The organism is Brevundimonas sp. UBA5713, from assembly GCF_002419815.1.
GTDB lineage: Bacteria > Pseudomonadota > Alphaproteobacteria > Caulobacterales > Caulobacteraceae > Brevundimonas.
The window spans coordinates 40,078-62,817 of sequence record NZ_DIGV01000027.1; the positions used below are offsets into that span (position 1 = coordinate 40,078).

At 62.4% G+C, this 22,740-nt stretch carries 22 protein-coding genes and 1 pseudogene; 12 read left to right on the forward strand and 11 right to left on the reverse strand.

Going from position 1 to position 22,740, the window contains the following annotated elements:
* Positions 1-36: 36 nt before the first annotated feature.
* Positions 37-1,879, forward strand: a pseudogene (gene rpoD, locus B3B04_RS06425) (RNA polymerase sigma factor RpoD).
* A gap of 71 nt (positions 1,880-1,950) precedes the next feature.
* Complete coding sequence (locus B3B04_RS06430; protein ID WP_292041161.1) at positions 1,951-2,583, forward strand: HAD-IA family hydrolase; 633 nt, start codon at positions 1,951-1,953, stop codon at positions 2,581-2,583.
* 46 nt (positions 2,584-2,629) lie between these two features.
* On the opposite strand, the gene B3B04_RS06435 is transcribed toward B3B04_RS06430, so the two are convergent.
* The 5 genes from B3B04_RS06435 to B3B04_RS06455 form a co-directional block, all read right to left on the reverse strand.
* Positions 2,630-2,986, reverse strand: coding sequence for a DUF1428 domain-containing protein (locus B3B04_RS06435; protein WP_292041163.1), 357 nt, complete (start codon positions 2,984-2,986; stop codon positions 2,630-2,632).
* A 23-nt stretch (positions 2,987-3,009) separates the two neighbouring features.
* Positions 3,010-3,501, reverse strand: coding sequence for a VOC family protein (locus tag B3B04_RS06440; RefSeq protein ID WP_292041165.1), 492 nt, complete (start codon positions 3,499-3,501; stop codon positions 3,010-3,012).
* Entirely contained in the window at positions 3,498-3,968 is a 471-nt protein-coding gene (locus B3B04_RS06445) for an SRPBCC domain-containing protein (protein ID WP_292041166.1), read from the reverse strand. Before B3B04_RS06445 ends, B3B04_RS06440 begins: the two co-directional genes overlap by 4 nt.
* A gap of 2 nt (positions 3,969-3,970) precedes the next feature.
* Positions 3,971-4,384 carry a VOC family protein gene (locus B3B04_RS06450; RefSeq protein ID WP_292041168.1) on the reverse strand — a complete coding sequence of 138 codons (414 nt, stop codon included), beginning with the start codon at positions 4,382-4,384 and terminating at the stop codon, positions 3,971-3,973.
* Positions 4,385-4,493: 109 nt separating this feature from the next.
* Positions 4,494-4,706 carry a flagellar hook protein FlgE gene (locus B3B04_RS06455; RefSeq protein ID WP_292041169.1) on the reverse strand — a complete coding sequence of 71 codons (213 nt, stop codon included), beginning with the start codon at positions 4,704-4,706 and terminating at the stop codon, positions 4,494-4,496.
* A 252-nt stretch (positions 4,707-4,958) separates the two neighbouring features.
* Between B3B04_RS06455 and B3B04_RS06460 the strand changes: the two genes are divergently transcribed.
* Both B3B04_RS06460 and B3B04_RS06465 read left to right on the forward strand, forming a co-directional pair.
* Positions 4,959-6,920 (forward strand): DEAD/DEAH box helicase, encoded by a 1,962-nt coding sequence (locus tag B3B04_RS06460; protein ID WP_292041171.1) that lies wholly within the window; start codon positions 4,959-4,961, stop codon positions 6,918-6,920.
* A 61-nt stretch (positions 6,921-6,981) separates the two neighbouring features.
* A complete protein-coding gene (locus tag B3B04_RS06465; protein WP_292041173.1) occupies positions 6,982-7,302 on the forward strand; it encodes an Mpo1-like protein in 321 nt (106 codons plus the stop codon).
* Positions 7,303-7,311: 9 nt separating this feature from the next.
* On the opposite strand, the gene B3B04_RS06470 is transcribed toward B3B04_RS06465, so the two are convergent.
* Positions 7,312-8,403, reverse strand: a complete 1,092-nt coding sequence (locus B3B04_RS06470; protein WP_292041175.1) for an N-acetyltransferase — start codon at positions 8,401-8,403, stop codon at positions 7,312-7,314.
* A gap of 242 nt (positions 8,404-8,645) precedes the next feature.
* Between B3B04_RS06470 and B3B04_RS06475 the strand changes: the two genes are divergently transcribed.
* Positions 8,646-10,397 carry a peptide MFS transporter gene (locus B3B04_RS06475; RefSeq protein WP_292041176.1) on the forward strand — a complete coding sequence of 584 codons (1,752 nt, stop codon included), beginning with the start codon at positions 8,646-8,648 and terminating at the stop codon, positions 10,395-10,397.
* A 123-nt stretch (positions 10,398-10,520) separates the two neighbouring features.
* Here B3B04_RS06475 and B3B04_RS06480 read toward each other — a convergent pair whose 3' ends face one another.
* Positions 10,521-12,569 (reverse strand): TonB-dependent receptor plug domain-containing protein, encoded by a 2,049-nt coding sequence (locus B3B04_RS06480; protein ID WP_292041178.1) that lies wholly within the window; start codon positions 12,567-12,569, stop codon positions 10,521-10,523.
* Between the two features lie 142 nt (positions 12,570-12,711).
* On the opposite strand from B3B04_RS06480, the gene B3B04_RS06485 reads away from it, so the two are divergent.
* Positions 12,712-13,701: a TraB/GumN family protein gene (locus B3B04_RS06485; RefSeq protein ID WP_292041180.1), complete on the forward strand. Its 990-nt coding sequence runs from the start codon at positions 12,712-12,714 to the stop codon at positions 13,699-13,701.
* A 76-nt stretch (positions 13,702-13,777) separates the two neighbouring features.
* Here the strand turns inward: B3B04_RS06485 and tldD are convergent, their stop codons facing one another.
* The 4 genes from tldD to B3B04_RS06505 all read right to left on the reverse strand — a co-directional run bounded on the left by tldD (position 13,778) and on the right by B3B04_RS06505 (position 17,135).
* Positions 13,778-15,217 (reverse strand): metalloprotease TldD, encoded by a 1,440-nt coding sequence (tldD, locus tag B3B04_RS06490; protein ID WP_292041182.1) that lies wholly within the window; start codon positions 15,215-15,217, stop codon positions 13,778-13,780.
* 142 nt (positions 15,218-15,359) lie between these two features.
* Positions 15,360-16,142: a GIN domain-containing protein gene (locus B3B04_RS06495; protein ID WP_292041185.1), complete on the reverse strand. Its 783-nt coding sequence runs from the start codon at positions 16,140-16,142 to the stop codon at positions 15,360-15,362.
* 34 nt (positions 16,143-16,176) lie between these two features.
* A complete protein-coding gene (locus tag B3B04_RS06500; protein ID WP_292041187.1) occupies positions 16,177-16,746 on the reverse strand; it encodes a DUF1700 domain-containing protein in 570 nt (189 codons plus the stop codon).
* On the reverse strand, positions 16,743-17,135 hold the full coding sequence (locus B3B04_RS06505; RefSeq protein ID WP_292041189.1) for a PadR family transcriptional regulator: 393 nt from the start codon (positions 17,133-17,135) through the stop codon (positions 16,743-16,745). Before B3B04_RS06505 ends, B3B04_RS06500 begins: the two co-directional genes overlap by 4 nt.
* 247 nt (positions 17,136-17,382) lie before the next feature.
* Here B3B04_RS06505 and coxB point away from each other — a divergent pair, with 247 nt between their 5' ends.
* The 6 genes from coxB to B3B04_RS06535 all read left to right on the forward strand — a co-directional run.
* Complete coding sequence (coxB, locus tag B3B04_RS06510; protein WP_292041428.1) at positions 17,383-18,333, forward strand: cytochrome c oxidase subunit II; 951 nt, start codon at positions 17,383-17,385, stop codon at positions 18,331-18,333.
* Positions 18,334-18,356: 23 nt separating this feature from the next.
* Positions 18,357-20,000, forward strand: coding sequence for a cytochrome c oxidase subunit I (gene ctaD / locus B3B04_RS06515; protein ID WP_292041191.1), 1,644 nt, complete (start codon positions 18,357-18,359; stop codon positions 19,998-20,000).
* 69 nt (positions 20,001-20,069) lie between these two features.
* On the forward strand, positions 20,070-21,038 hold the full coding sequence (locus B3B04_RS06520; RefSeq protein WP_292041192.1) for a heme o synthase: 969 nt from the start codon (positions 20,070-20,072) through the stop codon (positions 21,036-21,038).
* A 6-nt stretch (positions 21,039-21,044) separates the two neighbouring features.
* Positions 21,045-21,278, forward strand: a complete 234-nt coding sequence (locus B3B04_RS06525) for a hypothetical protein (protein WP_292041194.1) — start codon at positions 21,045-21,047, stop codon at positions 21,276-21,278.
* Entirely contained in the window at positions 21,278-21,844 is a 567-nt protein-coding gene (locus B3B04_RS06530; RefSeq protein WP_292041196.1) for a cytochrome c oxidase assembly protein, read from the forward strand. Before B3B04_RS06525 ends, B3B04_RS06530 begins: the two co-directional genes overlap by 1 nt.
* A gap of 73 nt (positions 21,845-21,917) precedes the next feature.
* On the forward strand, positions 21,918-22,740 hold an 823-nt coding region (locus B3B04_RS06535; RefSeq protein WP_292041197.1), incomplete at its 3' end, for a cytochrome c oxidase subunit 3.

The following is a 22,740-nucleotide window of genomic DNA, read 5'->3' on the forward strand; positions in this document are numbered from 1 at the left end:
ACTGATCACCCCCTGACGGTGCTGGAGAGAATTTGAATGAGCGCGCAGAACGAGACGCAGGACGTCGAAACCAATACCGACGGGCCCCTGCTCGATCTCACTGATGCTGGCGTCAAGAAGTTCATCAAGCAGGCCAAGGCGCGCGGCTATGTGACCATGGAAGAGCTGAACAAGGTTCTGCCTTCCGAAGAGGTCAGCGGCGACGCCATCGAAGACACTCTGGCCATGCTGTCCGAAATGGGCGTGAACGTGGTCGAGGCCGAGGAAGACGCTGCCGATGCGCAGGGCACCGAGGTGGCTGCCGCTGCCGAGACAGCCGTCGCCGAGACGCCTGCCAAGTCTGCCTATGACCGTACCGATGACCCGGTGCGTATGTATCTGCGCGAAATGGGCTCGGTCGAGCTGCTGAGCCGCGAGGGCGAAATCGCCATCGCCAAGCGCATCGAGGCCGGTCGTGATGCCATGATCTCGGGTCTGTGCGAAAGCGCCCTGACCTTTGAAGCCATCATGGTCTGGCGCGACGAACTGGCCAACAACCGCATTCTGCTGCGCGAAGTGATCGATCTGGACGCTACCTATGGCGTGCTGAACCCGTCGTCGCTGCCGCACAACCAGCCGGACCCGTCCGAAGAGCCCGAAGAAAAGCCGGAAGGCGAGGGCGACGAGGACGAAGATGATTTCGACGACGGTGCCGGTATGTCGATCTCGGCGCTGGAAGCCGAGCTGCGTGATGGTGTCATGGAAGTGCTGGACGCGATTGCGGCCGACTTTGGTGGCTTCCGCCGTCTGCAGGACAAGCTGGTCGAGACCCGCCTGAAGGGCGAGGTCATGTCGGACAAGGACCAGAAGGCTTATGAGGAACTGACGACGGCCATTTCGGATCGTCTGAAGACCATGAAGCTGAACAACGCCCGTATCGAGGCGCTGGTCGAGCAGCTGTATGCCATCAACAAACGCCTGATCGGTCTCGAAGGCCGTCTGCTGCGTCTGGCCGACAGCTATGGCATTTCGCGTCCGGAATTCCTGAAGGCCTATTTCGGGTCGGAACTGGACCCGAACTGGGCGGAAAGCATCAAGGAGATGGGCGTGCGCTGGACCAAGTTCAGCGAGAACGAAGCCGCCCAAATCGCCAAGATTCGCGCCGATGTGGCCGCCATCGCCACCGAAGCCGGTCTGCCGATCGACGACTATCGCCGTATCGTGCAGATGGTGCAGAAGGGCGAGCGCGAAGCCCGTCAGGCCAAGAAGGAAATGGTCGAGGCCAACCTGCGCCTCGTGATCTCCATCGCCAAGAAATACACCAACCGTGGCCTGCAGTTCCTGGACCTCATTCAGGAAGGCAACATCGGTCTGATGAAGGCGGTCGACAAGTTCGAATACCGCCGCGGCTACAAGTTCTNNCATGATCGAGACGATCAACAAGATCGTCCGTACCCAGCGCCAGATGCTGCATGAAATCGGCCGCGAAGCGACGCCCGAAGAGCTGGCCGAACGTCTGGCCATGCCGCTGGAGAAGGTCCGCAAGGTCCTGAAGATCGCCAAGGAGCCGATCTCGCTGGAAACCCCGATCGGTGACGAAGAAGACTCGCACCTCGGTGATTTCATCGAGGACAAGAACGCCGTCCTGCCGATCGACGCGGCGATCCAGTCGAACCTGCGTGAAACCACCACGCGTGTTCTGGCCTCGCTGACCCCGCGTGAAGAACGTGTTCTGCGTATGCGTTTCGGCATCGGTATGAACACCGACCACACGCTGGAAGAAGTCGGTCAACAGTTCTCGGTGACGCGCGAGCGTATTCGCCAGATCGAAGCGAAGGCTCTTCGCAAGCTGAAGCACCCGTCGCGGTCGCGTAAGCTGCGTTCCTTCCTCGACAGCTAAGCCGGATCACGGCAAAGGGGCGGTGGTTAGAGAACACCGCCCTTTCTTCTCTGCCTTGATCAAGGACGCGAATGACGACGCCAAAACTGGTCATCTTTGATTTTGACGGGACGCTGGCCGACACCTATGGCTGGTTCCTGTCGATACTCGACGACGCCATCGCGCGCTTCCGTCTTTACAAGCCGCAGCCGGAAGAAGTGGAGGCCATGCGGGGTCTCTCGGCGCGTCAGGTGATGACCAAGATGAAGGTGCGGCCGTGGAAACTGCCGGCCATCGTGCGTCACACCCGTCGCGAGAAGCTGAAGGCGGCGGCCACGACCCAGTTGTTTGACGGTATTCCGGAACTGCTGCGCGATCTGCGCGCGGCGGGCATCAAGGTGGTGATCGTCTCGTCCGACACGACTGAATCCGTTCGGCAGGTGCTGGAGCGCGAGGGGATCGAGGTCGATATGCTGAACTGCGGGGCGTCTATCCACGGAAAGACGGCCAAGTTCAAAAAGGTGCTCAAGACGATGGGCGTCGAGGCGGCTGATGCGGTCAGCGTCGGGGACGAAATCCGCGACATTGATGCGGCCAAGCCGATTGGTCTGCGCTCGGGCGCTGTGTCATGGGGCTATACCCTGCCAGAGGCACTGGCCAAGCATAATCCGACCTATCTGTTCGCCGATGTGGCGGACATGCGGCGGGTCCTGATCGGCGAATAAGGTTTGAAGGGGCGGCTCTGACGGGGCCGCCCTTTTCGTTTGGGCCCTAGCCGACGTGGGCGGTGAAGATGGTTTCAAACCCGCCGTAAATCATGCGCTCCATGTCGAACGGCATGTCCATGCCCTCCATTTCCGGATCGGTCTGCATGGCCTGCCATGCGGCGTCGCAGGTGGCGCGGTCGGGCCAGACGACCCATGAGAAAACGACAACCTCGTCGTCTTTCAGTTTCAGCGCCAATGGGAAGCTGGTGACCTTACCGTCGGGCACGTCCACGCCCCAGTTTTCGACCAGTGCCAGCGCGCCGAGGCGTTTGAAAATGGGCCAAGAGGCTTCGGATGAGAGCCGGTAGCGTTCGCGGTCGGTAGACTTGGCGGCGGCCAGATAGCCGGTGACATAACTCATACCATGCGTCTCCTTTTTGAAGGTCAGGGAAGGTTGGCGACTGCGCGATTGAGGGCAGCGATGTCGATGCGGTTCATGGTTTCCATGGCGCGCAAGGCGGCGCGGGCGCGATCCGGATCAGGGTCGGACAGCAGGTCCAGCAGGCGGCGCGGGGTGATCTGCCAGTTCACGCCCCATCGGTCCTTGCACCAGCCGCAGGCGCTCTCGCGCCCGCCGTGGTTGACAATGGCGTTCCATAGCCGGTCGGTCTCGGCCTGATCGTCGGTCACGATCATGAAGGACACGGCTTCGGACTGGGGAAAGATTGGGCCGCCGTTCAGCCCGCTGAAGGCGCGGCCCATCAGGGTGAAATTGACCACGAGTTCCTGACCCTCGGCTGCGGAGGGATTGTCGGCAGGCGCGCGGACGGCGTTCTCGATGTGGCTGTCGGGCAGGCCCAGCGACATGTAGAACTCGGCGGCAGGGCGGGCCTGTCCGTGATCGAACCAGATAACGGTTATGAGCTGCTGGCTCATGTGTTGGGGCCGCCGTTGGCCAGCCGCTCGGCCACCTCGGCCAGCTGGTCGGCGGCCGCGCCCCAGCCCATGTCAAAGCCCATGTCGCTGTGCATTTGGGCGGCCTCTTCGGTCCAGTGGCGCGCTTCCGCAGTATAGCGGGTGCCTTCGCCGTCGGGTTCGAAATGGTCCAAGCGGACGAAATTCATATCTCCGGCTTGAGGGTGCCAGCCGACGGTCATAGCGCCGGTGGTGACCAGCAGGCGGGCGGGCTGAACCTCCAGCACCACGCCTTTGTAGCTGTGCAGTTCACCCTCGGGCGACTGCATCACCACATCGGCGCGGCCCCCCGGATGCAGTTCATAGACCACGCTGGGGGTGGTCCATGGGCGCGGCGTGAACCATTCGGTCGCGTGGTCGATAAAGGCGCGCCAGACGGTTTGCGGCGGAGCGCTGATGTAGCGGCTGACCTTCAAGGTATGGGTCATGGTCAATCCTGCGGCGGGACGGCGGCAGGATCCATCCAGAACAGCTCCCAGATATGGCCGTCAGGGTCGGCGACGCTGCGGCTGTACATGAAGCCGAGGTCTTGCACCGGATTGGGATCCGGTGTGCCCCCTGCGCCTGCCGCCGCTTCGGTCAGGCGATCGACGGTTTGACGATCTTCCTGATTGAGGGCTGTCATGACCTGACAGCTGTTGTGCGCATTGGGCAGGGTGCGCGAGGTAAAGGTGCGCCATTTATCGTGCGTCAGCAGCATGGCGTAGATCGCGTCCGACCACATCATGCACAGGGCGGTTTCGTCGCTGAAGTGCTGGTTCTTGGTCCAGCCGAGCGCGCTGTAAAACCGCTCGGTCCGTCCAAGGTCGCTGGACGGCAGATTGACGAAGATCATACGCGCCATATCGAATACCCCTGATATCCAAGGGCGCGACAGTGCGTTCAGTTTTGACGTTCGGTCAAGTTAATGCGCGCGTCAGTTGCGCTCAAGCACAACCTTTTGAAGCACCGTATCAGGCCTTGGTGTCGAGCAGGGTGCCCATCATGGCATCGGCGGTACGGGTGACCGACAGGCTGGCCGACAACTGGGTGCGGGCCGAGGCAGCCTCGACCGAGCCGGTCTGCGCGTTCTGGAGCGGAGCCACGGCGGTTTTGCGCGCGACAGCTTCCAGACGGTCCACGGCGGCTTGGGGCGCGGCGGTGGTCGTGGGCAGCGATTGCAGCATGGACCTTCTCTCCATGTTGGTCAGACCTCGCGTATGACCGTTGTTGCGGCTGCGCGAGGGCAGGGGGGACTGCGACCACAGTGCCACGCTTTGGCTCAAGGGGAAATGAAGCAAGATGGTGAACGTGGATTTCGCCCCACCTAAGCCTTGTTTCGTGTATAGAAGCGCCCGTTCGCCCGGCTCTAGGAACTCGTCCTTGGCCGGGCGCGGTCGTTCTTAGGCCGCACCAAGTTCTATTTAGATCGTATATCCATGCCATTTCCAGCCGTTCATCCTGCGTTAGACCGCGCTCTCGCCAAAAAAGGGTACGCTGAACCGACTTCGGTTCAGGCTGCCGTGTTGGAAGGTGCGCATGGGGATGCAGATCTGCTGGTATCGGCTCAGACGGGTTCGGGTAAAACCGTAGCCTTTGGTCTGGCCGCTGCCTCTACTCTCTTCGATGGTGAAGAAAACTTCGGCCAGGCCGGCGCTCCGCTGATGCTGGCCATTGCTCCGACCCGCGAACTGGCCCTTCAGGTCGCCAAGGAGCTGACGTGGCTCTATGGCGAATCCGGTGCCAAGATCACCACCTGTGTCGGTGGCATGGACTCCCGCAAGGAAGCCCGCGCCCTCAGCTTCGGCACGCACATTGTGGTGGGTACGCCGGGCCGTCTGAAGGACCATATCGACCGTGGCGCGCTGGACCTGTCCGCCGCCCGCGTCATCGTGCTCGACGAAGCCGATGAGATGCTCGACATGGGCTTCCGCGAAGACCTCGAATACATCCTGGAGCAAGCGCCGGAAGAGCGCCGTACCCTGTTGTTCTCGGCAACCATCGCCCGCGACATCGCTATTCTGGCCAAGCGCTACCAGAAAGACGCCGTGCGCATCGACACCGTCGATCGCAGCCAGCCGCACAACGACATCGAATACCGCGCCATGCGCCTGTATCCGAACCAGATCGAACATGCGGTTGTGAACGTCCTGCGCTATTTCGAAGCGCCTGCGGTTCTGGTGTTCTGCTCGACCCGCGCCAGCGTGAACCACCTGCAAGCGGCTCTGTTGGAGCGTGGCTTCGGCTCGGTCGCCCTGTCGGGTGAAATGGGCCAGCGCGAGCGTAACGACGCCCTGCAGGCCCTGCGTGATGGCCGTGCCCGCGTCTGCGTGGCCACCGACGTGGCCGCACGCGGTCTGGACCTGCCGGACCTCGGCTTGGTGATCCACGCCGAGCTGCCGATCAACAAGGCCACCATGCTGCACCGTTCGGGCCGTACGGGCCGTGCGGGCAAGAAGGGTATCTCGGTCCTGCTGGTGCCGCAGTCGCGTCGTCGCAAGGCGGAAATGCTGCTGGGTTCGGCTGGCGTTGAAGCCATCTGGTCGGCTGTGCCGAGCGCCGATGAAATCCTCGAGAAGGACGAACAGCGCCTGCTGGCCGCGCCGATCTTTGCCGAAGAGGCCAATGAGGATGACGCCGGCCTGATCGCGCAAATGGTCAAGGAGCGTACGCCGGAAGAACTGGCCACCGCGGTGATCAACATGCTGCGCAAGAACCTGCCGGCACCGGAAGAGGTCAACGATCCGGGCGAAGGTCCGCAGCGCAAGCGTCGCGAAGACGGTGCCTTTGAGAAGGGCGCTGCTGGTCCGTTCGACCGTCTGTCGTCGGACGAGTGCACCTGGTTCCGTATGGATATCGGCCGCAACCGCAATGCCGATCCCAAGTGGCTGATCCCGATGATCTGCCGCGTCGGGGGTATCACCAAGCAGCAAATCGGCTCGATCAAGACCTTCCCGGAAGAGACCCGTTTCGAGATCGCCAACACCCACGCAGAGGCGTTTGCCAAACTGGCCCAGATGAACACCGAAGAGGCGCACATCACGCCGTCGGAAGCCCCGCACTCGGGCATGTTCAAGGGCAGCCGCGACCGCAACTTCGGCGACCGTGGCGCACCGCGCGACGGTGGCCGTCCGCCGTTCAAGCGCAAGCCGTTCGGTGACAACGACCGTGGCGAGCGTTCGGATCGTGGCCCGCGTCAGGAACGTGGCGAGTGGAAGGAACGCGGCGAGTTCAAACCGCGCGAGGGCGGTGATCGTCCCGATCGCGGTGCCAAGCCGTTCCGTCCCAAGCCCGCTGGCGGTTTCGCCGGCAAGCCTGCCGGTGGCGGCTTCAAGGGCGGTGCAGGCAAGCCGGCCTTTGCTGGCAAGGGCGGCCCGCGCAAGGCCAAGCGCTTCGACTGATTGACGCGCTATCGCTGATATATGAAGGTGCCTCCGGATCGCTTCCGGAGGCATTTTTATTATGACAAACCCGAAAACCGGCGAGCGTTACGCTTCGTTCGAGGCCTTTTACCCCTATTACATCCACGAGCATTCCAATCAGACGTGCCGCCGCATTCATGTAATCGGCACGGCACTGGTGTTGGCGGCGCTGGCGACGGCGATCATCACAGGCAATCTGTGGTGGCTGCTGGCTATGCCGCTGATTGGTTATGGCTTTGCATGGGTGGGGCATTTCTTCTTCGAGAAGAACAAACCCGCGACTTTCAAATATCCGTTGTGGAGCCTGATGGGCGATTTCCGCCTGTTCTGGGAAACCGTCAGCGGCAAGCGGAAATTCTAGGACGGTGCGTCAGCTAAAGCGGGGCTGACGCAGGTTGTAGCTGTAGCAGCTGTCGAACGGTGTCGGGTCCCAGTCGGCGAAGTCTTCCATCGGCTGGTTGAAGCGGACATGGCCGTGCCCCCAGCCACCTTCTTCGCGGGCGCTGGCCATCTGGCGGCCCAACCGGGCTTTCAGGCGCAGGCTCAGCACATGCAGGCGCACCTTGCTGGCCCCCATGCGGCGACCGGCCAGCTTCATGGCGTCGACCAGAGCGGGGATGGCCTCTTCGGAGGCGCGCTCCAGCGCCACCAGATCGAGGATTTCCAGCACGGCGGTGTCGATGGTGCCCATCTTGGACAGTTGGGCCCAGCCATAGGCGGCCAAACCTTTTTCATCGCGCCATGCCAGCAACAGGGGCCGGGTCTTGAGGTTGGGGTCGGCGGTGCGCCAGCGCATCAGGGCCGGGCTGCGGTCGGCCACCAGACGGCCATCGGCACGCAGGTCTTCCCAGAAACGGGCATAGTCGCTGTTGTCATCCAGCGAGGAGATCAGCTGGACACCCTTGGGCCATTTGACAGTGCGGGCGTCAAAGCGGGCTGCACGGTGGGGCGTGAAATGCTCCTTGCGCCACAGGGGCCAGTCCGGAAAGCGCTGGGCCGTCCTGCGATAAAGGCGCGCCTTGGCCAGCGCCAAGGGGGACAAGATCCAGCCCAGTTTCAGCGCATCCGTTTGCGGCGGATAGGGCGTCAGCCCCAGTTTGCGGTGGATGGGGGCGGACAGGGTGTTGGCGTTCAGCGTGCCGCACACAAACATGTCCGGTTGATCCAGGAAGGTGAAGATGGCGCGCTTGGCGGCCCCGCGGGCGCGTCGCGAGACCAGAATCTCGTGGCCGGTGGCGGCGCGGAACCGTTCGCTGCCGCGATAATAGCTCTGGATGAAGTTGCCGACGAAGCCGTCAATGGAGCCGTTGCGGTCCAGTACCCACCCGACCGGCGTGTCGCCGCGGGCGGGGTTCTGCAACTGCCATTCCCAATGCGGGCGCTGCAAAGGGGCCCAGCCTGCCTCGGCCCGCAAGGCGTTCAAGCCATCAATATCAGCAAGCTCGAAATGGCGGAATGACACGGGCGACCTTGCAGTGTGATGGAACGATGTTGGCTCCAAGCGTGTCAGAAGTGAGCGTTTTTGTCGATATATTGCAAAGCTGGCGTTCGCGGAGCGGTAAAACTTGAGGCTTTTTGAAGGGTGAAATGCCGCACATTCGCCGCGCATGTGGCTAAAAACATTGCAAACAACTTGTGAAGGCGCGCGCCACGTGCTGTTTCTGCTCCTTTAGCGCCGAAGTGGCGCCAGACATGGAGTTCCGCGTGTCAGCGACGGAAAGTGGGGGTGCCCTCGATGCTGCGCCCCGTAAGACCTTCCTCGGGCATCCCCGGGGGCTGGTAATCCTGTTCTTAACCGAGATGTGGGAGCGTTTCTCCTACTACGGTATGCGTGCTCTGCTGGTTCTGTATCTGACCCAGCACTTCCTGTTCGGACCCAAAGAAGCGCAGGGTATCTATGCCGCCTACGCGGCGCTGGTGTACCTGATGCCGGTCGTCGGCGGCATGATCGCCGACAAATATCTTGGCTCGCGCAAGGCCGTGGTGATCGGTGCGGTTCTGCTGGTCTTCGGTCACTTTATGATGGCCTTTGAAGGCAATGGTGGCCGCGAAAACCTGACTGTTGGTGGCACCACCTACGAGTTGCAGGTCGAAGGCCGCGATCAGGACCGCAAGATCTTTGCCGTGAATGGCGATGATCGTACCCAGATCCGCATCACCCCCGAGGGTGTCGTCAATCTGGAAGCTGACGATGGCGCGGCCACGGCCACGGGCACGGCTCTTCCGGCTCTGACGCCGACCGGCGGCTATCAGCTGGAAACCATCCGCGACACCGGTTTCGGTGAGCCGATGCTGTTCTTCGCCCTGTCGCTGATCATCGTCGGCGTGGGCTTCCTGAAGGCCAATATCTCGACCGTGGTCGGCCATCTGTACGAAGACAATGATCCGCGTCGCGATGCGGGCTTCACCATCTTCTACGTGGGTATCAACCTGGGTTCGTTCCTGGCGACGGCCGCCTGTTCGTATCTGGGTATCAAATATGGCTGGGCCTATGGCTTTGGTCTGGCCGGCATCGGTATGGCGCTGGGTCTGGTGACCTTCCTGCTGGGCCAGTCGTGGCTGGAAGGCCGCGGTAGCCCGCCCAATCCGGAAATGCTCAAGACCCGCAAGGTTCTGGGCCTGCCGTTCGAGGCGATCTTCTGGATCGGTGGTCTGGTGGCTGTGTTCCCGACGTGGCTGCTGATGACCCGTAATGAAATCATCCTGACCGCCCTTCCGTGGCTGGCTGGCGTGATCTTCCTGGCCGTTGTCGGTTACACCCTGTTCAAACTGGCCGGTGCAGAGCGCACGCGTATGCTGGTGGCCCTGACCCTGATCTTCTTCTCGGTCCTGTTCTGGGCCCTGTTCGAGCAGGCCGGCTCGTCGCTGACCCTGTTTGCCGACCAGTCGACCGCCATGCCGTCGTGGTTCAATGCCCCGATGACCCAGATGTTCAACCCGGGCTACATCGTCCTGTTCGGGCCGGTTCTGGCTGCCCTTTGGGTCTGGCTGGGCAAGCGCAATCTGGAACCTTCGACGCCGATCAAATTCTCCATGGCACTGGTTCTGGTGGGCGCGGGCTTCCTGCTGTTGACCTATGCGGCGAACAACTTCGCCAACGTCGACTTCCGCGTCCCGCTGATGTTCCTGGCCCTGACCTACCTGCTGCATACGCTGGGTGAGCTGTGCCTGTCGCCGGTGGGTCTGTCGATGATCACCAAGCTGTCGGTGGACCGCGTGGTCGGCCTGATGATGGGCGTGTGGTTCCTGTCGTCGTCGGTGGCGCACATTGCTGCCGGCTTCATCGCCCAGGCTACGTCGTCGGAGACGGTCGCCGGTGTGGTGACCGATCCGGCCCAAGCCCTGAAGACCTATGGTGACATCTTCGGCACCATCGGTTGGACCGGTGTGGCTGTCGGCGTGGTGCTGCTGGTGCTGTCGCCGGTCCTGAAGAAGGGCATGGCGGGTATCCGCTAAGCCCGACGGACGGCTGATAAAAGGAAGGCGGCATCCTGAAAGGGGTGCCGCCTTTTTTAGTACCTGACGGGAAAGTGTCAGGTCGGCTGCCCCAGACGCTGCAGGTACGTCTGGGGTATTCGGTCAGAAGGTTTTGCGGACGCGCAGTTGATAGAAGAAGCGCGGGTCGATCAGGCGGGTGTCGTAATAGGCCACGGTGTTGGCCGCACGATCCGCATATTCGGTGCGGAACACGTCGAAGGCGTCCCAATAGTTGGCCTGAAGCCGGATGCTGGTGTCGGGGCGTGGCTGGTACTCGACGGAGGCTTCAAAATAGTCACGCCCGTGCCAGCCCTGAATGCGTTCGGGATGGTAGCTGATCTCTGCCATGCGAGGCAGGTAGGCGAGTTGCCACTGGACCTTGGCCGACGGTATCGACTGGGACACGACGAAACGCGGCTGGCTGTGGCGCAGGCCCGAGATGCGGCGCTCTTCGCCCGTGGTCGGGTCGGTCACCTCGGTGCGTATCCAGGTGTTGTCGAAGCGCAAGCGCCCGCCCTTGAAGCCGAACCGGTCCATCGGCACGTTCACCGACAGCATCAGGTGGTCATAGGTGCCGTCGCCTATGTTGCCCCGCGCCACCGCATCATTGGCTAGGCGCAGATAGTCGATGGTGTCGCTGATCTCGTCGTGACGTAGACCCACGGACACCACGCCATCGCCCCAGAAACGCTGTTCCATCGTCAGTTCGGAGATCAGGCGCTGTTCAGGCTCCAGATTGGCATTGCCGCCGTAGATGGTGTCGTCTGACAGTTCCGCCGAGGCGGCGAAGTCACCGAAATCCAGCTGGCCGACGCTCTGTTCGATGCGCAGGCGCAGTTGGGTGCTCTGGCGCGGCGTCCATGTCACAAGCGCGCGCGGCTTGGCGAAGAAGAACGACTTTTCCTGATTGGCGTCGCCGGACTGGCTGATGGTCGAGTTTTCGAGGCGAAGGCCCGTTTCCAGCGTCCACTGCGGATTGATGCGCCATGTGGTTTTGCCGAAGAGCTCGCCGCGTAGCTCCTCGACAGTGACATCTGCCGAGGTCAGCGGCACTGCCACGCCGCCAATCGAATAGGCCTGTTGGGTGTCCAGCGAATTGAAGGCCACCTCACCGCCCAGTTCGATATCAAAGGCGGGGCTGCGCTGGTGACGGATCAGGGAGCGCAGGATGGATTCGGAGGTTTTGGTATCGGAGACAAACAGGGTCTGCGGACTGATAACCCCTGCCAGAGTGGCGTCCTGAGACGAGGAGGCCTCGCGGTCGCGCTGCTCGTGGATCAGGCGGGTTTCCGAGCGGGTGTTGGCCCCGAGGTTGCGGGTATAGGTGCCGCCAAACTCGAAGCTGTCGCTCTCGTTGCCGTTCTCGTCGCGGCGATAGACGGTGGGCGCGGTGTACTCGCTGACCATTTGCCAGTCGTCGATACCCACGCGGGCGGTCAGGTCCAGCGTGCCGCCGAAAGCCGGGGTGTTCAGCGCGCCGCGCAGGAAATGCCCGCCGCCATAGCCGTAGTTCTCGAAGCGCTCGTCGCGCAGAACCGTGCCGTCGGGGGTGACGCGGCGTGACGGGCCGGTGCCGCTTGAATCGGTCTGGGAGATGGCGTCGCTATAGGTGACGCTGAAGCTGCGGTCGCCGCGACGCTCGGAGTATTGGTAGGAGCCGCCCCACAGGTTCGGGCCGCCGTCAAAGACGTTGTTCGAGAGCGAGACGATGTGCTCTCGGCTGGCATCCGTCTTCAGGATGACGTTCACCACCACGGCATAGCCCTGCATCTCGATGCCCGGCACGCCGCCACGGATCAGCTCGATGCGCTCGACGCGGTTGGCGGGGGTGCGGCCCAGAACGGCGCTGCCGGTATCGGCCTTGGAGGCGGGGCGTGAGCCGTTGATCAGGATGTTGCCCACATTCCCTTCAAATCCCCGCGCGCTGTCGCCGTCATCGACCGAAAAGCCGGGGATGCGGTTGACCATGTCACTGGCCGTATTGGGATTGTACTGGGCGAAATAGGCGGCGTTATAGGTGATGGTGCCGCGTTCGTCGGTGGCTACGGCTGCCGCAGTGGCAGCGGTTGCCGGAGCGTTATCGGCCAGGGCCGGTGCCGCAAACCCGAAGGCGATCAAGCTGGTGGCTAGTAATAGGTGCTTGCGGTTCATGCTTCCTCTCCCTGCAACGACGGGGAAGATGCGGCCAAGCTGGGCGTGTCACCAGTTACAAGCGAGACAGGTCTATTAAATCGAATCCATCATTACCGCATTGTAATACAACCATTATTAGATTTGGGTTAGCTGTCTTGCCATGAAAACTGTTCTGATCGGCGCTTCTATACTTTGCGCACTGATTTTAGCTCCGGCCCATGCCGCCGAATATGCAAGAGCGGGCATGCCCGCTGCGGCTCAAGCCACGCCTCTGGCCGATCCGGATGCGGTGGCGGTCGAAGAGGTGGTGGTCTCGGCGCGGCGGTCTGGCCTGCCGATGTGGACAGTGCGTCGCGGTGATGAAGGCGTTCTGATACTGGCGGGTACCATTCGTGAGGTGCCGCGCGGCTTTATCTGGCGTGAAGAGGCGCTGGCCAGTGCGGTAGAGCGTGTCGATCGGGTGCTTGTGTCCCAGAACCTGAAGGCATCGCCCGCGGACATCATGCGGATGCTGTGGCGTGCGCGCACGATTGTCATGCTGCCGGACAATGGCACGCTGGATCAGGTGCTGTCGGACGGCGACTATGCGCGTTTGCTGCCATTGATGGCTGCTGAAAAGGGCGACGGGTGGAAGCGCGTCAGACCGCTGATGGTGGCGATGGATCTGGTGCAGGATCAGGCCGGCGAGAGGCAGTCGCGCGATCCCCGGGTTGAGCGCGTTGTGCGGCGCATGGCCCGCCGCGTCGATCGTCCGGTGCACCAGATTGGCGTGGTTCGCGGTGAGGAGCTGGTCGAAACTCTGATCTCTTCGCCGCCGTCGACACAGGTGGACTGCCTGCGCGCGGCCATGGCGGCGGCAGAGTATGGACCCACCGCCATGCAGGACCGCGCGCAGGCGTGGGCAAGGCTGGATGTAAAGGCGGTGCTGGCCTCGCCTCTGGATGCCGCCATGGACGAGTGCTGGCCGTGGGGTGATCCCGCCGTGCGCGGCCGTATGCGGCAGGAGTGGGTGGCCGCTATATCCACCGCCGTGTCTGATCAGGGCGTGACCTTGGCCTTGGCACCGGTGCGCACGCTGGGAGAGCCGGACGGCGTACTGGACCAGTTGGTCTCTGCCGGTTTTGAAGTTGACGGACCGGAGTGGAAGTAGGCCGGTCCGCTCAGTTAAAGCGGCTGCCCCTCGAGTGAAGGGCAGCCGTTATTGAGGCGTCCTTTACCGTCTGCGATCAGACGGCGGTGCCGCCGACGGTTAAGCCGCCCATTTTGAGGCTGGGCTGGCCGATGCCGACGGGGACGCCTTGTCCTGCCTTGCCGCAGGTGCCGACGCCCGGATCGAAGGCGAAGTCGTCACCGATCATTTCGATCTTGGTCAGGGCGGTGGCCCCGTCCCCGATCAGGGTGGCCCCGCGCACGGGCGTGGTGATCTTGCCGTCCTCGATCAGATAGGCCTCGGTGCACTGGAAGACGAATTTGCCGTTGGTGATGTCTACCTGACCGCCACCGAAGTTGGCGGCGTACAGGCCGCGCTTGGTCGAGGCGATCATGTCCTCGAACTTGTCATGGCCGCCTTCCATAAAGGTGTTGGTCATGCGCGGCATGGGCTGGTGGGCGTAGGACTGGCGACGACCATTGCCGGTGGCGCGGGTGTTCAACTGGCGCGCGGACAGGCGGTCGTGCATCAGGCCGACCATGATGCCGTCCTCGATCAGCACGGTGCGCGAGGTCGGCGTGCCCTCGTCGTCGAACGACAGCGAGCCACGGCGGCCCTCGATGGAGCCGTCATCGACCACAGTCACACCGGGGGCGGCGACGCGTTGGCCCATCTTGCCGGTAAAGACCGAAGAGCCCTTGCGGTGGAAGTCGCCCTCGAACCCGTGTCCGATGGCTTCGTGCAACAGCACGCCCGGCCAGCCCGCACCCAGAACGACATCCATTTCACCGGCGGGGCAGTCGATGGCGTCGAGATTGACCATGGCCTGACGCAGGGCTTCGTCGACCTGAGACTGCCAGCGCTCGGGGCGGACCCATTCCTCGAACGGAGAGCGGCCACCGGCACCGGAGGAAGCGGTCTCGCGACGGCCGTTCTTTTCGACCGTGACCGAGACGTTCAGGCGCACCAGCGGGCGGATGTCGGTCAGGATCTGGCCGTCACCGCGCAGGATATCGATGCTGCGGCGCTCGCCCACGATGGAGGCGGTGACCTGCACCACATGCGGGTCACGCGCGCGGGCAAAGGCGTCGATCTCGGCCAGAAGGGCGATCTTGTCGCCAAAGGACGGGCTGAGCAGCGGATCGATCGCCGGATACAGGCGCTGGTTGGTGGCCAGAGGGGCCTCGGCAGCCGTGCCGCTATAGCCGCGCTTGGCCAGGGCTGCGCTGTCACCCGCACGGCGGATGGCGGCGGCAGAGATTTCATTGGCGTGGGCATAGCCCGCCGTCTCGCCGGCTACGACGCGCAGGCCAAAGCCTTCGGTGGCGTCATAGTTGGCGCTCTTCAGACGACCGTCGTCGAACAGCAGGGATTCGCTCTCGGTCTTTTCCAGAAACAGTTCGCCGTCATCGGCACCGTCCAGCGCGGTCTGCAAAATGGACAGGGCTTCGGACGCATCGACGCCGGCGGCATCAAGGATCGGCGACGGGGAAGAGGCAGGGGCAGATTGGCTCATGCACGCTAGATAGGCATTTGCGAGCGCGGCGTCACCCGTCCGTCTACGTAAAGCGCCCAAAGAAAAGCCCCCTGATCCGGCAGCAGGAACCGGATGCAGGGGGCGGTACGCGCACGGGGGAGAAGGCGCGTCGGGCGGGGCCTTAGTCCTGACGGACCTCGGCATCGCCCGAAAGGGTCTGGCGCAGTTCGGCCGGACGGCGCGTCAGACGCACCGCCGAGTCGCCCGAGCCATCGACCACGACCATGCCATTGGCCGAGGTTTTCACACCGGCGCTGCCCGTAGTGGTGATGGTGGCATCGGTGGTCAGCAGATCGTCCAGTTCAGCACGGCTGTGGCCCGAGGCGTCGACCTTCAACGTCTGGGTGCGGCCCTGCATTTCGATGTCGGAACCGCCGGTCAGCACCAGTTCCAGAGACGGCTTGTCATAGCCGCGCACTTCCAGATCGGTACTGCCTTGCAGTTCGAACGACTGAACCGAGTTGGCATTGATGGTGATGTGCAGGGTTTCGCTGTCGCTCCAGCCGGTGATGCCGTCGCGGCCAATGCGCACATAGGCCGTGTCATTGGCGGCGCGCTCGGTCATCAAAAGCTGGCCGTTCTGGAAGGTGATACGGTCGATCAGATCCTGCGGGCCGGTCAGCGTGATGCCGGGGGCGGCGTCGGTCTGGACATAGGTCACCTTGCCGGGAAGAGACACCGTGAGGCGCTGGGTGTCGGCCCAATCCAGGGTGCGCGTGGCCATAGGCTGGACTTCGGCCTCGACGGTGCGGTGGATGTTAAAGCCGCCGCGGCTGTTGTCGTCGATCACCCAGGTCCAGCTGTTGCGGGCAAGGTCTGCTCCGCCCATGGCGAGCGAGCCGCCAATGCCGACGATGGCCAGAACCAGACCGGCACCGGAGATGATGAGGAGATTGCGGATCATAAGGAGTCCTCTCTTCTTTATGCTGCGGGCGCGATCAGGCTTTGGCCGGTTCGAGCGCGGGTTTGACGACGCGATAGTGCAGGCGGGCGTACCAGATGGTCGCGTCGATCAACCACTTGGTCAGGATGGCCATGGCGGCCACCATAAAGATGCCGAGGCCCATCAGGCCGATACCCATCAGAATGGCGGCCAGAACACCGCCCGGCAGGCCGAGGAAGGGACCGACCACCATCACGCCGCCACCGGCGATGAAGACGCCGACGCCGCCGATCAGGAAGGTCAGCACCGTACCGAACACCGGCAGGACCAGCGGCAGCAGGATCAGGATGTCGATGGCCCCGAGGCCAAGGATGCCGAACACGGCGCCCATGGCATTGGAGGCGGTCGGTTGCTGGTTCCAGGCCTGTGCTCCGGCCTCCGCCTTGAGTTCGCGGGCCAGACGGTCCGGATTGCCGAGGGCGGCGGCCACATCCTCTTCGGTGCGGCCTGCGGCGAGGGCATCGTCGAAGTGGGCTTCATAGTCGGCCACGATGTCGTCAGCCGCTTTGGCGTTCAGGCCGATCAGACCTTTGCGCAGACGGGCGATGAATTCCGCACGGTTCATTGTTCGGCTCCGTTATTCGTGCTGGTTACTGAGGGGGCGGGCAGGGCGGTCGGCGGCTCCGACGAAGAGGTGTCGTCAAGCAGAGCCTCGACAGCGCGGGTAAAGGCGCGCCACTCGGAGGTCTGTCCCGCCAAGGCCTCGTGGCCCTTGGCCGTCAGCCGGTAATATTTACGCGACGGGCCGCTGGATGATTCGACCAGATAGGTCTCGACCAGACCGTCGGTCTGCATGCGGCGCATCAGCGGATAGATGGTGCCTTCGCCCATTCCGATCGTGTCGTTCAGGCGTGAGGCGATTTCGTAGGCGTAGCTGTCGCTGCGGGCCAACAGGGCCAGAACGCACAGACCTAGCACGCCTTTCTTCAACTGGATGTCGATGGTCTCGGGCATGTGATCCCCTTTCGATGAGTGAAGGGGTATCGCAAGGTATCTTGTGATGCAAGGTACCTTGCTAAACATGAACTAGAATTAATCGACCGCTTTCTCCCGGATGTGGCGATTCAGAGGCGAACCGTGCTTGCTCCTTTGAACGTGAGCCGATATGCACCGCCCAAACGCTGCGGTTCGAACGGGCCCCAGCGCGTTTGCGATTGCTTCGCAGGCGTCTGCAGAAGAACGGTTTATGAGGACTTCTCGAATGGGGATGGGCAAGCGAGCCTTGGCGCGGTGGGGGGCAGGTTTGACCTCGTCCGCGCTTGCCGCCTTCGTCGCCGCGCCGACTTGGGCGCAGGAACTTTTGGGTCAACCGACCCCGGGTGGTATCGGTCTTCAAGCGGCTGCGGCTCCGCTGAAGCACGAAGTGCATTTCTTCCACCAGTATGTGCTGCTGCCGATGTGCATTGGTATCAGTGCGCTGGTGCTGGCACTGCTGCTGTGGATCATCGTGCGCTATAACAAGCGTGCGAACCCGACCCCGGCCAAATGGAGCCACAACACCACGATCGAAGTGATCTGGACGGTTGTGCCGGTGCTGATCCTTCTGGTGATCGCCCTGTTCTCGTTCCGCCTGCTGTTCGCTTACGAGGACATGCCGGAACCGGATGTCCGCGTGAAGGTGACCGGCAACCAGTGGAACTGGGCCTACGAGTATCCGGACCACAAGGTGCCGGAATACATCTCGAACATGCTGCCCGAAGACAAGACCACCAAGCAGCTGTACCGCTTGGCGGCCGATGAGCCGATGGTTGTGCCGGTGGGCGCGACGGTCGAAATGCTGATCACCGCTTCGGACGTGATCCACGCTGTGGCCGTTCCGGCCTTCGGCGTGAAGATCGACGCCATCCCGGGCCGTACGAACCACACCTGGTTCAAAGCCGAGAAGGTTGGCACCTACTATGGCCAGTGCTCGGAGCTGTGCGGCGTGGACCACGCCTTTATGCCGATCCAGGTCAATGTGGTAACGCAAGCCGAGTTCGAAGCCTGGGTCGCCTCTAAGGGCGGTTCCATGCCGGGTACCGAAGAAGCCGCCCCAGAGGCTGGTGATGCGGCTGCTGCTCCGGCTGCCGACGCCGCTGCGACCGAGGCTGCTGCCTCGGCTGAAGCCCCGACCGAAGCTGATGCAGCGGCTGCTGCTCCGGCTGCCCAATAAGCTTATTGCGAGAGCACACAGACATGGCTAGCGCTAGCGCAACAGACAATCATATGCCGGGGTTCTTCACCCGCTGGTTCTTCTCGACGAACCACAAAGACATCGGCGTCCTTTATCTTATCTTCGCCATCTTCACCGGTCTGGTGGGTGGTGCCCTGTCGGGCCTGATCCGTTGGGAACTGGCCGAGCCGGGTATCCAGCTGTTCAAGGAAGGCACGATCATCCAGCAACTGGGTATCGTGGAAGCCTCCAAGCACGGCTTTAACGTCACGGTCACGGCGCACGCCCTGATCATGGTGTTCTTCGTGGTCATGCCGGCCACCATGGGTGGCTTTGCCAACTACTTCACGCCGATCATGATCGGTGCACCAGATATGGCCTTCCCGCGCCTGAACAACATCTCGTTCTGGATGCTGGTCGCCGCCTTTATCCTGCTGTGCATGTCGATGTTTGTGGACGGTGGTCCGGGCCGCGGCTTCGGCGGTGGCTGGACGGCCTATCCGCCGCTGTCGACCATGGGCCACACCGGTCCGTCGTTCGATCTGGCGATTTTCGCCCTGCACATTGCCGGTATCTCGTCGATCCTCGGTTCGATCAACTTCATCACCACCATCTTCAACATGCGCGCGCCGGGCATGACCCTGCACCGTATGCCGCTGTTTGCGTGGGGCGTGCTGATCACGGCCTTCCTGCTGCTGCTGTCGCTGCCGGTTCTGGCAGGCGCCATCACCATGCTGCTGACCGACCGTAACTTCGGCACCTCGTTCTTCGATCCGGCCGGCGGCGGTGACCCGGTCATGTACCAGCACCTTTTCTGGTTCTTCGGTCACCCTGAAGTGTACATCATGATCCTGCCGGGCTTCGGCATGATCTCGCACATCGTGTCGACCTTCTCGAAGAAGCCGATCTTCGGCTACCTCGCCATGGCCTACGCCATGGTCGCCATCGGCTTCATCGGCTTCATCGTGTGGGCTCACCACATGTACACCGTCGGCATGACCATCGAGCTGCGCGCCTACTTCGTGGCCGCCACCATGATCATCGCCGTGCCAACGGGCGTGAAAATTTTCTCGTGGATCGCCACCATGTGGGGCGGCTCGCTGACCTTCAAAACCCCGATGCTTTGGGCTATCGGCTTCATCTTCCTGTTCACCGTCGGTGGTGTGACCGGTGTGGTGCTGTCGAACGCCGGCATGGACTACTCGCTGCACGACACCTACTACGTCGTCGCCCACTTCCACTATGTGCTGTCGCTGGGTGCCGTCTTCTCAATCTTCGCCGGTTTCTACTACTGGTTCGAGAAGATGTTTGGCGTGAAGTACAACGAGTTCCTGGGCCAGCTGCACTTCTGGGTCATGTTCGTCGGTGTGAACGTGATCTTCTTCCCGCAGCACTTCCTGGGTCTGCAAGGCATGCCGCGTCGTTACATCGACTATCCGGAAGCCTACACCCTGTGGAACCACGTCTCGTCGGTCGGCTATCTGATCACCATCGTCGGCGTTGGCATCTTCCTGATCATGCTTCTGGAAGCTGCTATCCGTCGTCGTCCGGCTGAAGCCAACCCGTGGGGCGAGGGTGCAACCACCTTGGAGTGGACCCTGTCCTCGCCGCCTCCGCACCACCAGTTCAACGAACTGCCGGTGGTGAAGGCGGACGACCACCACTAATCCCTCTCCCGGGATAAAAAATGGAGAGGCCGCCCTTTCGGTGATACGAAGGGGCGGCCTTCGCCTTATATGAGTATGACCCAGCACCAAGCCCCCCTGATCTCGACTGCCCAGCCGGAAGACTATTTCCAGCTCTTGAAGCCGCGCGTCATGTCGCTGGTGGTGTTCACCGCCGTGACCGGCCTGATTGCAGCGCAGGGCCAGTTGCCCTTGCTCAACGCCGTCGTGGCGGTGATCTGTATCGCCGTGGGGGCAGGCGCTGCCGGTGCGCTGAACATGGCATTGGAAGGCGAAACCGATGCTCTGATGCGTCGCACGCGAGGCCGCCCCGTGGCGGCTGGCCGCGTCCGCAAAAACGACGCCATGGCCTATGGCGTCATCCTCTCGATTTTCTCGGTCATGCTGCTGGGCATGACGACCAACTGGCTGGCCGGTGGCCTGCTGGCGCTGACCATCGTCTACTACGCCGCCTTCTATACGCTGCTGTTGAAGCGCCGCACGCCCCAGAACATCGTCATTGGCGGTGCGGCAGGGGCGTTCCCGCCGGTGATTGGCTGGGCGGCGGCAACGGGCTCGGCCCCGTGGCAGGCGTGGCTGCTGTTCGCGATCATCTTCCTGTGGACCCCGCCGCACTCGTGGGCGCTGGCCCTGTATTCGGCCGGTGACTATGCCAAGGCCGGCATTCCGATGATGCCGGTGGCGCGCGGAGCCAAATCCACCCGTCTGCAAATCCTGATCTACACCCTGATCTTTGTGCCGATCGCCATTGCGCCGGCCCTGGTGGGCGTGGGCGGTGTGATTTATGGCGTGGTGTCGGTCACGGGTGGTCTGTTCTTCCTGTATCTGGCGCTGCGCCTGTGGCGCTCGCGTGCAGGCGACCAGCCGGACAAGGCCGAGGCTGTGGGACGCGAAGCCGCATTGTATGACGTGCGCGCAGAGGCCAAACCGGCCCGCAATCTGTTTGCCTTTTCCATCCTGTATCTGATGGCTCTGTTCTCGGCCCTTCTGGTCGAGCAGCTGCCCGTCATTGGAGTCTGATCCCCGATGAGCGAATTCATCAAACTGACCGATGAGCAGGTGAAGGCGCGCAAGCGTCGCAACATCGCCATCGCCATGGGTCTGCTGGTCTTTATCGCCACCGTCTATGCGATCACCGTCTCGCGCATGCATACCAACAACGAGGCCCGTAAGGCGGCGGATGCTGCCCACAACGCCGAGATGGGCGTGACGGTGTCCCAGCCTCAGGTCGTCGCCCCAGCGGGCGCGGAGGGGCAGTAATGTCGGACGAATCGCCCAAGGCGAAGGATCGCAAGAATCTCGTGGCGATCCTGTGCGTTCTGGGTGTGATGGGGATGACAGGGGCGGCCTTTGCGGCGGTTCCTCTTTATCGCCTGTTCTGTCAGGTGACCGGTTTTGGCGGCACGGTGATGACGGCCACCGAGGCCCCGACCGTGGTGCTGGAAGATTCGGTCGCCATCCACTTCGACACCAATGTGCGTAATCTGCCTTTGGAGTTCGAAGCCGAGGAGGTCACCCAGCGCGTCAAGATCGGCGCAACGGGCATGGCCTATTTCCGCGTCAAGAACACTTCGGACCAGCCCGTTCACGCCACCGCAGGCTATAATGTGGTGCCGCAAAAGGCCGGTCCGTATTTCCAGAAGCTGCAATGCTTCTGCTTCGAAGGGCAGGAAATCGCCCCCGGGGCCGAGGTTGTCTTCCCCGTCCAGTATTTCGTCGCGCCGGAAATGGCGACGGATCGGGAAGGGCGCGGCATCAAAGAAATCACGCTGAGCTACACATTTTACCCAACCAAGGGTTTTGATCCGTCAGTTTCAGCCCAATAGGCATTGGCAAAGCCTGTTCGGCGACGCTATAGCCCGTATCAAACGACTCTTGCCTTAATTCAGAGACCCTGGAATGGCCCACGCGAAACCGCAACACGACTACCATCTGGTTGACCCCAGCCCCTGGCCGCTCGTCACCTCCATGACCACTGTGGTCATGCTGACCGGCGCCGTCATCTGGATGAAGGGCATGTTTGGCCTGCCGGAGGGCACCAAATGGGTGTTCTTCGTGGGTCTGGCCGGCCTGCTTTACGGCATGTTTGGCTGGTGGCGCGATGTCATCAAAGAAGGCCAGAAGGGCGACCACACTCCGGTCGTTCAATTGGGTCTGCGCTATGGCATGATCATGTTCATCGCTTCGGAAGTCATGCTGTTCGCCAGCATCTTCTGGATGTTCTTTGAAATGACCATCTTTGCCGAAGCCCGCACCCTGATTCCGGAATACGGCAACTGGGCCGACACCGCTGCGGCCTGGTCGACCTGGCCGCCGAAGGGCGTCGAGCTGCTGGATCCGTGGAGCCTGCCGCTGCTGAACACCGTGATCCTACTGCTGTCGGGCACCACGGTGACCTGGGCTCACCACGCGATCATCAAGGGCGACCGTCAGGCTGCCAAGCTGGGCCTGTGGCTGACCGTGGGTCTGGGTGTGATCTTCTCGGGCGTTCAGGCCTATGAATATTATCACATCCTGCATGCCGGCATGTTCTTCAACGATGCCGCCATCAACTCGGGTCTTTATGGCTCGCTGTTCTTCCTGGCCACCGGCTTCCACGGCTTCCACGTGCTGATCGGCACCATCTTCCTGGCCGTCTGCCTGCTGCGTCTGTATCTGGGTGAGAACCACCTGACCCCGCAGAAGCATTTCGGCTTCGAAGCGGCGGCCTGGTACTGGCACT

Excerpts from the sequence above, each read along its gene's own strand:
- B3B04_RS06430 (WP_292041161.1), top strand. The coding sequence starts at position 1,951 with ATGACGACGCCAAAACTGGTCATCTTTGATTTTGACGGGACGCTGGCC.
- B3B04_RS06435 (WP_292041163.1), bottom strand. The coding sequence starts at position 2,986 with ATGAGTTATGTCACCGGCTATCTGGCCGCCGCCAAGTCTACCGACCGC.
- B3B04_RS06440 (WP_292041165.1), bottom strand. The coding sequence starts at position 3,501 with ATGAGCCAGCAGCTCATAACCGTTATCTGGTTCGATCACGGACAGGCC.
- B3B04_RS06445 (WP_292041166.1), bottom strand. The coding sequence starts at position 3,968 with ATGACCCATACCTTGAAGGTCAGCCGCTACATCAGCGCTCCGCCGCAA.
- B3B04_RS06450 (WP_292041168.1), bottom strand. The coding sequence starts at position 4,384 with ATGGCGCGTATGATCTTCGTCAATCTGCCGTCCAGCGACCTTGGACGG.
- B3B04_RS06455 (WP_292041169.1), bottom strand. The coding sequence starts at position 4,706 with ATGCTGCAATCGCTGCCCACGACCACCGCCGCGCCCCAAGCCGCCGTG.
- B3B04_RS06460 (WP_292041171.1), top strand. The coding sequence starts at position 4,959 with ATGCCATTTCCAGCCGTTCATCCTGCGTTAGACCGCGCTCTCGCCAAA.
- B3B04_RS06465 (WP_292041173.1), top strand. The coding sequence starts at position 6,982 with ATGACAAACCCGAAAACCGGCGAGCGTTACGCTTCGTTCGAGGCCTTT.
- B3B04_RS06480 (WP_292041178.1), bottom strand. The coding sequence starts at position 12,569 with ATGAACCGCAAGCACCTATTACTAGCCACCAGCTTGATCGCCTTCGGG.
- B3B04_RS06485 (WP_292041180.1), top strand. The coding sequence starts at position 12,712 with ATGAAAACTGTTCTGATCGGCGCTTCTATACTTTGCGCACTGATTTTA.
- tldD (WP_292041182.1), bottom strand. The coding sequence starts at position 15,217 with ATGAGCCAATCTGCCCCTGCCTCTTCCCCGTCGCCGATCCTTGATGCC.
- B3B04_RS06495 (WP_292041185.1), bottom strand. The coding sequence starts at position 16,142 with ATGATCCGCAATCTCCTCATCATCTCCGGTGCCGGTCTGGTTCTGGCC.
- B3B04_RS06500 (WP_292041187.1), bottom strand. The coding sequence starts at position 16,746 with ATGAACCGTGCGGAATTCATCGCCCGTCTGCGCAAAGGTCTGATCGGC.
- B3B04_RS06505 (WP_292041189.1), bottom strand. The coding sequence starts at position 17,135 with ATGCCCGAGACCATCGACATCCAGTTGAAGAAAGGCGTGCTAGGTCTG.
- coxB (WP_292041428.1), top strand. The coding sequence starts at position 17,383 with ATGGGGATGGGCAAGCGAGCCTTGGCGCGGTGGGGGGCAGGTTTGACC.
- ctaD (WP_292041191.1), top strand. The coding sequence starts at position 18,357 with ATGGCTAGCGCTAGCGCAACAGACAATCATATGCCGGGGTTCTTCACC.
- B3B04_RS06520 (WP_292041192.1), top strand. The coding sequence starts at position 20,070 with ATGAGTATGACCCAGCACCAAGCCCCCCTGATCTCGACTGCCCAGCCG.
- B3B04_RS06525 (WP_292041194.1), top strand. The coding sequence starts at position 21,045 with ATGAGCGAATTCATCAAACTGACCGATGAGCAGGTGAAGGCGCGCAAG.
- B3B04_RS06530 (WP_292041196.1), top strand. The coding sequence starts at position 21,278 with ATGTCGGACGAATCGCCCAAGGCGAAGGATCGCAAGAATCTCGTGGCG.